Here is a 13873-nt window from a genome sequence, read left to right as displayed (position 1 = left end):
TATTTCACAGATTGAAACTGAAAAAATAATACACTACTCTATAAACTCATCAAAACAAAAACAGTAAATCAATTATAAAATGGACACTATAGACTGGACACTATAAAAAAGTGTTAAAGTTTATAGGGTATTTTATACTTATGTTCTGAGTTTTTTTAAGTCTTTCTAACAATTTTTATTAACGTAATGTTAATTTTGGGTTGTCCAGAATTTTGCATTAATTTTAACGAAATTTTCTATTTATGGATACAAAATCCCCCTAGTTATACGCCGAAATAGAAGTCAGGTAAATGAATTTTTTTAATTACTTTGATTTATTGGTGATACTCTCTATCGCTCTTCTTGCGAAGCAAGGGACAAGTAAGCTATAATTATCTCATTGACTCCATAGGACACTAATATTTATTTTTTAAAATCCTTAGCATTTGATTTCTTACAATTAATAAATTCTCACAATTGTAATTTGTTGATTATATAACAATATGATAAAATAATATTGATATATACATATCTTAAATTTGCGAATGTCGTAACTCTACTAGTTAGGCGAAATTCAAATACTAGTACATATAAAATTTATTTAAGGAGATAAGAAATATGAATAATTATTTTTCAAGAATTGACAAAGAAAAATGGGAAGATGAGTATTTATCGTCAAAGTCTTGCAAATCTTCAGATTCAAAATATAAGGCGAATAGGGTATATGATGAAGAACCAGATAAGTTTAGAACTGCTTTTCAAAGGGACGTAAGTAGAATATTATATTCTAATCCATTTAGAAGGCTTAGAACGAAGAATCAGGTTATCTATGATAATCTAGATTTACATAATCGTACTAGATTGACTCATAGTTATGAAGTTTCGCACTTATCTAGGCAAGTAGCTAGAGCGATGCAACTTAATGAAGATTTAGTCGAAGCAATAGCTTTAGGTCATGATTTAGGACATACTCCATTTGGACATGCAGGAGAAAGAGCTTTGAATAATATAATGAAAGAATTGGGAGGTTATTCTCATAATGCTCAGTCTGTATGGCTTGTAGAGAGAGTAAATCAATATAGAAATATAAACGGTAAATTAATTAGTGGATTAAATTTAACATACGCAACTAGAGAAGGTATGTTAAAGCATACAAAAATTGAAACAAATATTGATGAATATAGTCGTTTTCATCCAGAAACAAAAGGTACTTTAGAAGCTCAAATTGTTAATAAATGTGATAGTTTAGCATATTTATTTCATGATTTAGATGATGGAATAAGAAATAAAATGTTCGCAAAAAATGAAGTAGTTGAAATTTGGAATAATGTTAGTAATATTGATTTTAATGAATGGTATTTTACATTTATTAATGATTTGATAAGTAACTCTATAAATAAAGAATTTGTTGATTATAGTGATGAAATAAAAGTACCTTATAAAGAACTTAAAAAGTTTTTGAACTATAAAATTCTTTCTAATGAAAAAGTGATTAAAGCAGATAAACTTGGAGAAGAAATGGTACTCGAAATGTATCATATTTTGTACGAACATCAAAATTTAATTCCAAAAAATAAAGATAATCAATTTAAAACAAAAAATTTTGGTATAGAAAGGACAATTGTGGATTATATTCAATGGCTTGGTGATAATAATTTTGAGTATGTGCTAAATAATTATAAAAATAGAATTTAATATTCATATTTGAGCATCACATAACATATCAGTTCCCTTCATATCCTTTGTGACTAAAGAGATATTGAGTTACTTAAATATGATTTTAAAATATATATCGATACAAAGATAGGGGTACGACGGAAACTGCGGTAACGTTATAGAAAATTATTGACTAATATTAAAAAAGGAAGTATTAAAATGATTTATGAATTAAATAAAAAAAATTACCCAAAAGCAGAAAAACTATTTACCAAATTAAAAACAAATGCAGCTATTGAATCGATTTTTAATAATAAAAATGAAGCCCGACTGTTCGTTGATAATCCAGAGAACCCTAAAAGTATTTTTATTCTTAATTCATGGGCTTATTATTATTTAGCTGGTGAATCAGAGAATAATTACTTCAACTCTTCATTAGTAGAATTCCTAGAAAATGAATTTTTCCCGGAATGTGTTAAGACCAATAATAATACAGGGTTTGCATTTTACCCTGATACTGATGAGTGGTGCAAAAAAATTGAAGAGTTGTTTTCAAATTTGAATCTATCAAAATCTGGTAAAACTTATTTTAACTTTGAGGAAAAACGTTTCAATAAAAACTGGAGAGTGTAGATAGGCATTTTATTTACTATTATAACACTTATTATTCTTCAAAATAAACAAAGGACCTACATTAAATAATTGACTAAATTTTAATCAGATTATTTAATATAGGCCCTTTTTATGTTATGCTATCATAAAATAATTAAGAAAGGAAAAAAGACAGAAGAGCCCTTCGAAAGTTTCTTCTGCCTTTCTAAATGCTTACGTAAATCCATAGGATTTTCATAAGTAAGACATATATTATGATAACTATTTTTTCTACAATAATCAAGTCTTTTTCACAAAATTCTTATAATACGATGATTGATCATTTACCGTTTCATCGCCTTTCTTGTAGCTGTGGCCAAAAGGGCTGTCTTATTAAACACGCCTATTATAAACGTTTTATTAAAATTTCTGGTAAATTATACGAACTAAAAATTCTAAGATTAATCTGTAAATGTTGTGGTAAAACTGAATCAGTTCTACCAAGTTGGATTGTTCCTTATTCTCAAATATTATTAAAGGATATTATCACAGTTATTCAGACTTATTTAAAAAAATTACCTTTCGAAAATATTATGATCAACAACTTACTTATTGATGAAAGTAACATTAGATATATTATTCGTCAGTTCAATCGGCACTGGAGAGAGCGATTAGCTGTTTTTAAGATACCAATAAATCATAAATTTACAACTATTATGTCTTTTAAAAAATATAATAGACAGTTTATGCAAATTAAAAGCACTTCAAATATTTTATTTAATAACACCCACATAACTTAGTTTTACGCTTACTTTTTAATGATTTATACTCCTAATAAACTTATAAATACAGGAGGATTTTTTAATGAATAACGATGATAAGCAAAAAATTGCACTTTTTAGGTATAGCATTCTTGCTCCATTAATTAGCGGAACATGTGATGATTCGAAATCTAATAAGGCTTTTTTTCGTGATGCCTCTCATAACACTTATACCAATCCGAGGGGCATGGATACTATTATTTCGGCTACAACTATAGAGCGTTGGTACTATAGTTATCAAAAATATGGTTTTGATGGTCTAATGCCTAAAAGGCGTAATGATACAGGTCAATCAAGAAAACTTGATGATGATATGATAGAGCAAATTAACTATCTTAAAAGTGAATATCCAAGAATTCCTGCTACATTAATTCATCAAAAGTTAATTAGTAATGGCACTATTAACAAAGGTGAAATTTCACTTTCAACAATTAATAGATATGTAAATCAATTAAATAAAAATAATCTTTATACCAATAATAAGGATATGAGAAGATATGAGCGTCCTCATATCAATGAAGTATGGTGTGGTGACAGCAGTGTTGGACCTTACTTAATGATTAATAGGAAAAAACATAAAGTGTGGATTATTGCTATGTTAGATGATGCTTCACGTATGATAACTGGTATTGACGTATTTTTTAATGATAATACAGTTAATGTAATGTCTGTACTAAAATCTGCAGTTTCAAAATATGGAAGACCAAAACGACTAAATTTTGATAATGGATCTTCATATAAAAATAAGCAAATCACCTTACTTGCTGCTCGCATTGGTTCAACGCTTAACTACAATCCACCTTATACACCAACTGGAAAAGCTAAGGTAGAAAGGTTCTTTAAAACCCTTAAACAACAGTGGATGAGTGGACTTAACATGAATGATTTTTCATCACTCGAGGATCTTCGTTTATCACTTTTAATATATGTAAAATCTTACAATCAAAAGATTCATAGTTCTTTAAACGGATTATCACCAATGGACCGTTTTTTTAGTGAATCAGCGCTTATCAAAAGATTAAGTGAAGATCATATTTATAAAAGTTTTCTACTTGAAATAGAGCGGCGAGTTTCAACAGATAATGTAGTTGTAATTAATGAAGTGGAATATGAAGTGCATTATAGATTTTCTAAACAAAGAATTACTTTAAGGTATTCACCTGATATGAAAAATATTTTTATATTAGATAAATATACAGGAGATTTAACGCCTATTAAGTTACTAAATAAGCATGAAAATTCTAAAATCAAACGTGAAAAAGTTAAATTAACAGGAGGAAAAAATTAATGGATTATACAAGTCGTTTTGGGTTAGATTTTAACCCATTTATAAAAAATAGTAAAGAAATAATAATTGAAACATCTGAATACAAAGAAACTTTGTTAAGACTTAATATACTACTTGAAACTAGAGGATTTGGTCTTATTACAGGATCACCTGGAAAAGGTAAAACAACTATTATAAGAAGTTGGTCTAAAATACTAAATCCTTCACTTTTTAAGGTTATTTATAGTTCATTATCAACTCTAACTGTAGCTGAATTTTATAAAAATTTAGCTCAGCAATTAGGTTTAGAGCCAATGATGAGAAAAAATGATAATTTTAAGATAATTCAAAATGAAATTACTAGATACGCTGTTGAAAAACGCATAACTCCGGTTATTATTATTGATGAAGCAAATTACATTAATAATGGTATACTAAATGATTTGAAAATTCTTTTCAATTTTGAAATGGATTCAAAAGATCGTGCAGTTGTATTATTAGTTGGACTTCCAAATATAAATAATACTCTTAGATTAGTATCACACGAACCGCTAAGACAAAGAATAACTATGAATTATCATTTAGATGGACTAAATAAAGAAGAAGCTAGAAGCTATATAAAAAATAAACTCATCGGAGCTAATTGTCATGTAAATATTTTTAGTGAAGGAGCCTTAGAAGGCATAATTAACTCTTCAAATGGTATACCAAGAATTATTAATAAAATATGTAATGCATGCTTATTAATAGGTAATAATCAAAATATTACAGATATTAATAACGATATTGTAATGATGGCGGTTAATGAAACTGAATTAGGATAAAAAATAATAAAACTATGATTTAGTTATTTAATCATGGTTTTATTTCATTTTAAAACACATTATTTAACATGAATAAGCTACATCAATAAATTTGAATATGCTATTTTTTTAGCTATTTTTAACGTAATTTAATTTGAAGAATCCAACATCAAATAATTTGACAATCAACAGGAGAGATAATATTCCAAAAGGCTTCAGCATAGAAAAAATTAGCCCAGAAATTATTAATTCAATAAAAAACAATAAGGAATTTATCGATTATATAAATTGTTTCTGGATAACAACTGATAAATACTTTGACAAAGGATTGGGATATTGTGCAGTTGATGATAATGATTTTTCTACTATTTGTATTTCTGTTTTTGCGTCTGAAAATGAGCGTGAAGTTGGTATTAAAACATTTCCTTCATTTCAGCAAAAGGGTTTAGCTTATGTTACTGCTTGTGCCTATATTGAGGAATGCCTAATGAATAACTTTATTCCTATTTGGTCTTGTTTTAGTGAGAATGAGGTTTCAGTAAAGTTGGCTGAAAAACTTGGTTACAAAATAGAAGCCCAACATCCGATATATTTTGCTGAAATTGGGGAATAGAGAAACCTATTGTTTGGAATATACGACTTACTTTATAATCAAATTTAGATTCTTACAACCTATAACAAACCTTCTCAGAGATATATTTAATAAACCCGTACCATACTCGCTCTTTCATTATCTCCTTGAACTTCATAAATTAATATTAATAAATCTCTTTTAATTTCATCAAACATTATACCTCTCCTCCCCAATAATTCAGAAGTAATTATATAATGTTTTATCAAATATGTTAAAAGTTACATCGGCTATTATGTCTATATTTATCTTAGCATTAATAATAGGTCTCATTTCAAACGTGAGAAGGCTCACCCAATTGCGTATACAACGCTCTACGAAAGTGAAATTTACATTTATTAAGTTAAATAGTATTTACATATATAAAACTTTCTTAAGACGCTCTGGAATACTTAATTCATCAATATTATTACGCGCAAACTGCACAAGTTCTAAGTTTGATAATTCGAATATTGAGGAAATATCAACTATCCTGTTTTGATTAGCACATAATTCTTTTAGATTAGTCATGTTTCTCAAAGCATCTATATCACTAATAATGTTTTCATCTAAATATAGCTTTTCAACTTTTGTTAATTTAGATTGTCAACATTAATTAAGACAGTTTTTTATCAGACATTATAGTTATATATTCAATGGATGTTAAATAATCTAAAGACCCATGAATTCTCTTGTTATTATACCAATTTACGTAATCAAATAACTCTAATTCCAATTCTTCAAAACTCTTAAATATTCTATTAAATGCAAATTCTGTTTTTATAATTTTATATGTTGCTTCTGCTACTGCGTTATCATAAGGGCAACCTTTCTTGCTTAAAGATCTCTTAATATTAAAATTTATTAATACTTCATCTAACAGTTTATTTTTAAATTCACTTCCACGATCTGTATGAAAAATTTCTATATTATGTAATGGCTCTTTTACTCTCGTAAGAGCTTTATATACAAGCTTTACAGCCTTATTCTTACCTGCTGCGTATCACACTTTTCACGATTAAATAAATCTAATATTAGGCATATATAATTCCATTTACCACTTACATTGACGTAAGTTAAATCACTTGCTACTACCTCAAAACACTTTTTGTCATCAAACTCTCTTTTAACTAAATTTTCAACTTTATCTTCATTAACTTTTGATTTTGTTACTTTATATTGCTTAATTGTATATGATGAAATAAGATTATATTTTTTTTATTTTGCCTGTTTTATTTCTTTAAACTACTATATTTACTTTTGAGAGTTCTTTTTTTCCCTTGTACCATCGACTTTTCTATTACCTTTAAAAATTTCTATAATTTTATTTTCTAAAACACTATCTATTTTTATTGTTTTTTTTTCGTAATAATAAGTTGATCTTGCTATTTTAAGAACCTTACACATGGCGATAATACTGTACTTATCTTTATTTGTATTTATTACTGCTATGTTCGTCCCATTATCAGTGCTGCTTGCTTTTAAGTGATTTCTAGGTGCTTTAGCACCTTAGAGGAACTTATCCTTTAGGACAAATATCATTTTCCATTTTTAACTGCTGGTTTTCTTTTCGTAATTTATCAAGTTCTTTATCTTCATTACTTTTATTATCTTTAGCTTTAAATGATCCAGTAGTATTATAATCTGTAATCCATTTATAAACAGTAGAACGTGCTATATTGTATTCATTTATAACTTCTATTTGCGGTTTACCATTTTTAATTAAATTAACTATCTGAACTTTAAATTCATCTGTATAATGCTTATTTTTTTTTGACATGATTACCTCCACTTTCTAATTATTTTTAGTTTATCATGTCCGAATATTTATTGTCTAATTAAGTATATCCTATCCAAGTTACTTTTTATGTGTCCATTCATGCTCTTCTAAATAAACATCAAAATCATCTTTTTCAGGTTCACTTAAACGTTTTTGATTGAATTTCTCATATTCTTTTTCAGCAAGTTCCTTAGCCACCGCATGCGAAAAAGAACCTGCACCAGTAAGAATGTCTCTCTCATTAAATTTAAGGAAAGCATTAAGCTTTTCTTCCCAATCTTTCATATGCATTGGACTACGTCTTTCTGCCTGATCTTCAGCATAATCTAGATACATAGTTACAATTCTATTTAATGACTTTATCTCTTTTTCAGTTAAATAATTCTTGGCAACGGAGATATCCCCTTTACGCACTTTGTCACCCTTCCAAGTAGTAAGCCCCATATTATCTTTTAAAGCATCCGCTCTCTCTTCAATAAGTTCTGCAGCTGTATGACCATGAATAGCAAAATGAAGCTTATTTTGAACTGTTGCAAAGAACGTTTTCGCTTCCTGTGATTTCCCATCATAATCGATAGATAAAGCATAAATATCTGTGATTTTCTTATAAAATCTTTTTTCAGATGCTCTAATATCACGAATTCTTTCTAAAAGTTCATCAAAGTAATCATCACCGATATTACGCATATCCTTGAGGCGTTCATCATCCATGGTAAAGCCTTTAACTAAGTATTCGTTTAATCTCTCTGTTGCCCATCTTCTAAATTGAGTGCCTCGGCTAGAGCGTACACGATAACCAACAGCAATGATTACTTCCAGGTTATAAAAACGTACTGTTCTCTCAACCTCTCTATTTCCCTCAGTTTGAACTATTCGGTTTTCCCGAACAGTTCGATTTTTTTCAAGTTCACCTTCAGAATAAATATTTTTTATATGCTCATTTATGGTATTAACGCCTTTCTTATAAAGTTCAGCAATCGCCTTCTGCGTCATCCATACAGTTTCATTTTCAAGTCTTACATCTATTTTCGTTTTTCCATCTTCTGTCTGATATATGAGTAAATCGTTATTATATTCCAATATAACCCTCCTTCTTTATACATCTCTTATAATTCTTCAGACACTGTCTAACGTTTTTAAAGTGAACTATCCGGTAATTCCGGATAGTTCATCAATATATGTTCCTAATTGTCATTTTCATTTTATCATAGTAGATAATTAAGTGCTACTTAAACCTCGTTTTGTTTTGTATTTTCTTTCCAATTCAGCTTTGATTTTGATGAATTCTTTTTCTGCAATCTTCTTTTCATATTATTTTATATTCGTAAGAACCTCATATAGTTCTTCTAATTCTGGATTGTCAACCTTAATTAAAACAGTTTTTATCAGACATTATAGTTTTATATTCAATGGGTGTTAAATGTTCTATTAAATATAAATTCTATTTATATATTAAAACACAATTCTCCATTTTGCAATTAATATACATTATCAATTAAAAAAAGACCAACCACCTATTTTAATAGTCAGTCAGCCTCTTCTCATTAACACCTTATTCTATTTTCTTCTAAACTTTTTTACAATCCTAGCAATAGTAGCAGGAAGCGTAATAAAAAATCTAATAATTATCATAAGTACAGTTACACTAAAGCATATAATAATTTAGCATAACCCCATCCCCCTTACATATGTTTGCCTATACTAGTTTTTTTTCTAATTTCTCAATTATTTGTATTTAAAACTCATCTTTAATTTTCTCAAAACTCTTGTATTGCAATACTTTAGAGCCTTATTTTCTTTCCAGCTTTACCACCGTCTCCACATGCGGCGTATGCGCAAACATATCAACACAAACCACATTTTTAACTTCATATCCACTATCTTGCATAGTTTTTAAATTTTTAACAAGAGAAACTGGATTACATGAAATATAGGTAATTTCATTTACTTTATAATTAATAATTTTTTTAAGTGCTTTTTCGCTAATTCCTACTCTTGGTGGATCTACTACTATTACATCTGGTTTATGTTTCACGTCGCTAAGTTTTTCAAAAACATCACCTGCTAAAAATTCGCAATTGTTTATATTGTTTAAATTAGCATTTTCTTTTGCAGCTTTTACTGCATCTTCAATAATTTCAATTCCCACAACTTTTTTCGCTTTTTTAGACATTATTTGAGCTATTGTTCCTGTTCCGCTAAATAAATCAAATACTGTTTTATCGTCTATATTGTCCATATAGTTAAATGCGGCACCGTAAAGAAGTTCTGCACCAATTGGATTAGTTTGAAAGAATGAATAAAATGAAACTTTAAATTTTAAATCAAATAATTCTTCTATATAATAGTCTCTTCCGTAAAGTACTTCTATATCTCCATTAACCAAATCTCCAAGTCCATCATTTTTTATCCAAAGTATACCTACAATATTTCCTTGTAATTTAAGGTTTAATAAACAATCTACAAATGGCTTCAATTTTTCTTTTGACATATTTGTGAATGTTGTTGCAGAAAGTCCAATTAATATCTCTTTCGTTTTTACACTTCTTCTTACAGTTAAGTGTCTTAAAAACCCTTCATTCTGACTTCTTTTATTATATTTTACAAATCCATTATCAGTAAAAAATTTTAATGAATTCTCTAATATAATGTTGGAATCTTCATGAGCTATTTTACAGTGATTTACATTAACTACATCATGATGTCTTCCTTTTTTATGCATTCCAAGTGTAAGTGGCCCATCTTTAAATTCATCACCAAAAGAATATTCCATTTTATTTCTATAATTGTATAAATTTGGCGAATGTAGTACGCCATCAAATTTATAACCCTTAATTCCCTCATCTTCAAGTAATCCTTTTACCATTTCTCCTTTAAGATAAGTTTGTTTTTCATAGGGTACAGTTTGTCTTTGACATCCACCGCACTGTCCAAAATGTGGGCAAAAAGATTTAATTTCATAATCCGCTCTTTTCACTACTTCAATCAATTTAGCTTCTATTTTATCTGTTCTTTTTTTCTTAACTCTTGCTGATACTGTTTGACCTAATAATACATTTTTTAAAATAACTTTTTTACCATCATAAAATCCAACACCCTTGTTTGGAAAAATCATTTTTTCAATTTTTACTTCTATAATATCATTGCGTTTCATTTTGTCCTCTTTCTTATATTTTTTATTTTCAGCCGTTATTTTTTAGTATATCATCAAATTGAAAAAAATCTATATCCTTATTCATTTTTTTTATGTATAATAGAAAGCATCAAAATAATTTAGAGGTAAATATGAAAATTCTTATCGCACCAAGCAAAACAAGAGACTACAATGTAATTGATTCATTAAATTTTAATACTTCAATACCTGTATTTATAGAAGAAGCAAATTATTTATCAAATACTATTAAAAAATTTAATAAAGACGATTTATCTAAAATTATGAAAATTAAAAATTCTATACTAGATAGAACCTTTAGTGAATATTCATCTTTTAATAACTCTAAGTCTTATCCTGCAATATTAAGCTACAAGGGATCAGTATTTAAGGAAATTCAAATAGAAAAATATAATAGTCATAAACTTAATTACTTAAATAATAATCTTAGAATTTTGTCAGCTCTATACGGAGTTTTAAAACCTTTTGATTTAATTAAAAATTATCGACTTGATATGAATATGAAAGTACTCGGCAATACTCTTTATGCTTACTGGAAAAATAAAATAAATAGAGAATTGATTACTAAAGATTTAAAGGAACCTATTATAAGTCTTTCATCAAATGAGTTCAATAAAATGTTGAATTTTGAATTTATAAGTATTGAATTTAAGGAAAAAACGTTAACTGATACTTATAAAACAAGTGGAACTTATTCAAAAATAGCAAGAGGTAAAATGGTCAATTATATAGTTACTAATAATATTAGTCATATAGAAGCTATAAAAAAATATAACTTAGATGGCTACAAATATAATAAAACACTTTCAAATGAATTGAAAATTGTTTTTTCAAGATGATTTTTTAATTCATGTGTAAGGTATTATTTAAAAATTCTATGCTCTTATTAAATAAAATCATATTTTTATAATAATAATTTTGGGAGGTAAAATAAATGTTAGGTACTATAGTAAATTCTATCGCAATTTTGATTGGTTCATTAATTGGAATACTATTTAAACACGGTATACCTGAAAAACTAAATAGTAGCATCATGAAATCCGTTGGTCTTTCAGTTATGTTAATTGGTCTTTTAAATGCTCTAAAAGTAAATAATCTTATGTTATTAATTTTTTCAATGTTAATTGGAACCATTATTGGCGAATTAATTGACATTGACAAAAGACTAAATATATTTGGAAATAAACTAGAGAGAAGATTTAAGGGCAATAACATATCAGAAGGTTTTGTGACTGCTACACTTTTATTTTGTGTTGGTTCTATGGCAATTATTGGATCTATTGAAAGCGGATTAACTGGTAATCACCAAACATTATTTGCAAAATCAATACTCGACGGAACTATTTCAATTCTTTTTGCTTCAAGTCTTGGTATTGGTGTAGCTATTTCAGCTATTAGCGTATTTATTTATCAAGGGACTATTACGCTATCAGCTTCATTCTTAAAAGATATTCTAACAGCAAATGCTATAACTGATATATCTGCAGTCGGTGGTCTTTTAATTATTTCTATTGGAATTAATATGATTTTTGAAAGTAAAATAAAAACCGCAAATCTACTTCCAGCAATATTTCTTCCTGGAATATACTATGCGGTGTTATCTCTTTTTCAATAGTTTGTAAAAATATTATTTTTTAGTGTATCCTCTTAATCATTATCTCAATATTTTCAAAAAAATTTAATTTACTATTTTAATTGTAACGCTCAAAAATAACATTAGTAGCAATATTGCGTTTTGATAATTTACTTTATAATTCCTAATTTTATAAAAAACTCTTCTTTCGGTTTTTATAAAATATTTGTAGATATAAAATCCTAAAATTACCATAATAAAATAATCAATTATATTTTTAATTAGCATTTTGCTATAAATATTTAAATTGATTTTTTTTATTATATAAACCATAGAACTAGATATATCACTTCCATTTATTCTAATAAAACTAGGAATAAACTTGAGTTCAATAAAAAAAGCTAATATACAAATAAGAGTAAGAATTGTTATAGAAAATATTTGGTTCTTTTTTAGTGTTTTAATTACCTCTGGTTTTCCAAAAAATATACTTGAAAACTTAATAAAAGCTATTATAGTTAAAAAACTAGAAAATTGAAATACTAGTAATTTAACATTACTAGTAAAACTATATTTAATCATACTTTTACTTAAAAAACCTATCTGAAGCGGAAAACCTGTCATTGAAAGAATACCAATTATCATACATATGCTTAAAAGTGGATGACTTCTTCCTATTCCTTTTATTTGGTTTATTCTTCTAAGGCCGTATTCATTTATTAAAATACCTACTCCTAAAAATAGCAAACTTTTAAATAAAAAATGGTTAAAAATATGTAGATATGCGCCTATAAAACCTATATCAGAATTTGTACTTAAAGAAATAACAATTAATCCTATTTGAGAAATTGTACTAAAAGCTAACATAGCCTTTATATCTTTTTGACTAATCGCAAAAATTGCACCTGTAATTGCTGTAAATGCACCCAGTAAAAATAAAAATTCATATATATTATTATTATTAAAAACATATAAAAATCTTATCATTCCATATATTCCTGTTTTAACGAGTAGACCTGAAAGAAGCGTTGATACTGAAGTTTGGGAAGCTGTATGTGCTCTAGGAAGCCATTCATAAACTGGAAAAACTGCTGATTTTACGCTCATAACTACAATAAAACATGCAAAACTTACATTAATATACACTGATTGATTGCTTGATAAATTCGCTAAAATATATTCTCTAATTTGACTCATATTAAGAGTTCCTACTTTTATATATATGAGTATAATGCCTAATAAATAAATCATCATTGAAAAACTATTAAACAGTAAATAAAATAAACCTGATTTTAGTGATTTACCGTCTTTTTTATATATTATTAAAATTGATGAAAGAATAGTTACTATTTCTATTAGCACAAAAAGTGTAAAAAGATCATTACTTTGAAGAAGTGCTATAAAAGAACCCTCTAAAAACAATAAGAAAAATAAAAATTTATAATCTTTCTTTTTCTGCTCCCATGAGTATATTAACACTAGCCACCAAATTAATACTGTCATGGTGATAAATAACATTGATAAATTATCAATTCTAAGTTCTATTCCAATTGATTTATTCCATCCACCAAGCAAAATAGTAATTACCCCATTTTTAATTAAATATTTCCACATTATAAAA

Annotated in this window: 11 protein-coding genes and 1 pseudogene; 8 read left to right on the top strand and 4 right to left on the bottom strand. The window is 27.2% G+C overall.

Annotation, left to right across the window (positions count from 1 at the left end; all coding sequences use genetic code 11):
• Positions 1-597 precede the first annotated feature (597 nt).
• The 6 genes from dgt (at position 598) to AACH12_RS02315 (ending at position 5730) form a co-directional block, all read left to right on the top strand.
• Positions 598-1674: a dGTP triphosphohydrolase gene (dgt, locus tag AACH12_RS02340; protein WP_338536472.1), complete on the top strand. Its 1077-nt coding sequence runs from the start codon at positions 598-600 to the stop codon at positions 1672-1674.
• Between the two features lie 150 nt (positions 1675-1824).
• Complete coding sequence (locus AACH12_RS02335; RefSeq protein ID WP_338536471.1) at positions 1825-2268, top strand: GNAT family N-acetyltransferase; 444 nt, start codon at positions 1825-1827, stop codon at positions 2266-2268.
• Positions 2269-2558: 290 nt separating this feature from the next.
• A complete protein-coding gene (locus tag AACH12_RS02330; RefSeq protein ID WP_338534917.1) occupies positions 2559-3026 on the top strand; it encodes a DUF6431 domain-containing protein in 468 nt (155 codons plus the stop codon).
• 64 nt (positions 3027-3090) lie between these two features.
• Complete coding sequence (locus tag AACH12_RS02325) at positions 3091-4335, top strand: DDE-type integrase/transposase/recombinase (RefSeq protein WP_338534918.1); 1245 nt, start codon at positions 3091-3093, stop codon at positions 4333-4335.
• Positions 4335-5138, top strand: a complete 804-nt coding sequence (locus AACH12_RS02320; protein WP_338534919.1) for an ExeA family protein — start codon at positions 4335-4337, stop codon at positions 5136-5138. The genes AACH12_RS02325 and AACH12_RS02320 overlap by 1 nt, the downstream gene beginning before the upstream one ends.
• Positions 5139-5295: 157 nt before the next feature.
• Positions 5296-5730 (top strand): GNAT family N-acetyltransferase, encoded by a 435-nt coding sequence (locus AACH12_RS02315; protein WP_338536470.1) that lies wholly within the window; start codon positions 5296-5298, stop codon positions 5728-5730.
• 613 nt (positions 5731-6343) lie between these two features.
• Here the strand turns inward: AACH12_RS02315 and AACH12_RS02310 are convergent.
• The 3 genes and pseudogenes from AACH12_RS02310 to rlmD all read right to left on the bottom strand — a co-directional run bounded on the left by AACH12_RS02310 (position 6344) and on the right by rlmD (position 10661).
• A pseudogene (locus AACH12_RS02310) lies at positions 6344-7507 on the bottom strand (IS3 family transposase).
• Between the two features lie 78 nt (positions 7508-7585).
• Positions 7586-8587 carry a virulence RhuM family protein gene (locus tag AACH12_RS02305; RefSeq protein WP_338536469.1) on the bottom strand — a complete coding sequence of 334 codons (1002 nt, stop codon included), beginning with the start codon at positions 8585-8587 and terminating at the stop codon, positions 7586-7588.
• Between the two features lie 709 nt (positions 8588-9296).
• Complete coding sequence (gene rlmD, locus AACH12_RS02300; RefSeq protein ID WP_338536468.1) at positions 9297-10661, bottom strand: 23S rRNA (uracil(1939)-C(5))-methyltransferase RlmD; 1365 nt, start codon at positions 10659-10661, stop codon at positions 9297-9299.
• A gap of 131 nt (positions 10662-10792) precedes the next feature.
• On the opposite strand from rlmD, the gene AACH12_RS02295 reads away from it, so the two are divergent.
• Both AACH12_RS02295 and AACH12_RS02290 read left to right on the top strand, forming a co-directional pair.
• Positions 10793-11518 carry a YaaA family protein gene (locus tag AACH12_RS02295; RefSeq protein ID WP_338536467.1) on the top strand — a complete coding sequence of 242 codons (726 nt, stop codon included), beginning with the start codon at positions 10793-10795 and terminating at the stop codon, positions 11516-11518.
• Between the two features lie 95 nt (positions 11519-11613).
• Entirely contained in the window at positions 11614-12294 is a 681-nt protein-coding gene (locus tag AACH12_RS02290) for a DUF554 domain-containing protein (RefSeq protein WP_338536466.1), read from the top strand.
• Positions 12295-12357: 63 nt separating this feature from the next.
• Here the strand turns inward: AACH12_RS02290 and AACH12_RS02285 are convergent, their stop codons facing one another.
• The gene (locus tag AACH12_RS02285) at positions 12358-13866 is read right to left on the bottom strand and encodes a complex I subunit 5 family protein (protein ID WP_338536465.1); all 1509 of its coding nucleotides are present in this window, start codon (positions 13864-13866) and stop codon (positions 12358-12360) included.
• Positions 13867-13873 lie beyond the last annotated feature (7 nt).

This window comes from Helicovermis profundi (assembly GCF_033097505.1).
GTDB lineage: Bacteria > Bacillota > Clostridia > Peptostreptococcales > Acidaminobacteraceae > Helicovermis > Helicovermis profundi.
This window is presented reverse-complemented; position numbering and strand designations above follow the sequence as displayed.

Excerpts from the sequence above, each read along its gene's own strand:
- dgt (WP_338536472.1), top strand. The coding sequence starts at position 598 with ATGAATAATTATTTTTCAAGAATTGACAAAGAAAAATGGGAAGATGAG.
- AACH12_RS02330 (WP_338534917.1), top strand. The coding sequence starts at position 2,559 with ATGATTGATCATTTACCGTTTCATCGCCTTTCTTGTAGCTGTGGCCAA.
- AACH12_RS02325 (WP_338534918.1), top strand. The coding sequence starts at position 3,091 with ATGAATAACGATGATAAGCAAAAAATTGCACTTTTTAGGTATAGCATT.
- AACH12_RS02320 (WP_338534919.1), top strand. The coding sequence starts at position 4,335 with ATGGATTATACAAGTCGTTTTGGGTTAGATTTTAACCCATTTATAAAA.
- rlmD (WP_338536468.1), bottom strand. The coding sequence starts at position 10,661 with ATGAAACGCAATGATATTATAGAAGTAAAAATTGAAAAAATGATTTTT.
- AACH12_RS02295 (WP_338536467.1), top strand. The coding sequence starts at position 10,793 with ATGAAAATTCTTATCGCACCAAGCAAAACAAGAGACTACAATGTAATT.
- AACH12_RS02290 (WP_338536466.1), top strand. The coding sequence starts at position 11,614 with ATGTTAGGTACTATAGTAAATTCTATCGCAATTTTGATTGGTTCATTA.
- AACH12_RS02285 (WP_338536465.1), bottom strand. The coding sequence starts at position 13,866 with ATGTGGAAATATTTAATTAAAAATGGGGTAATTACTATTTTGCTTGGT.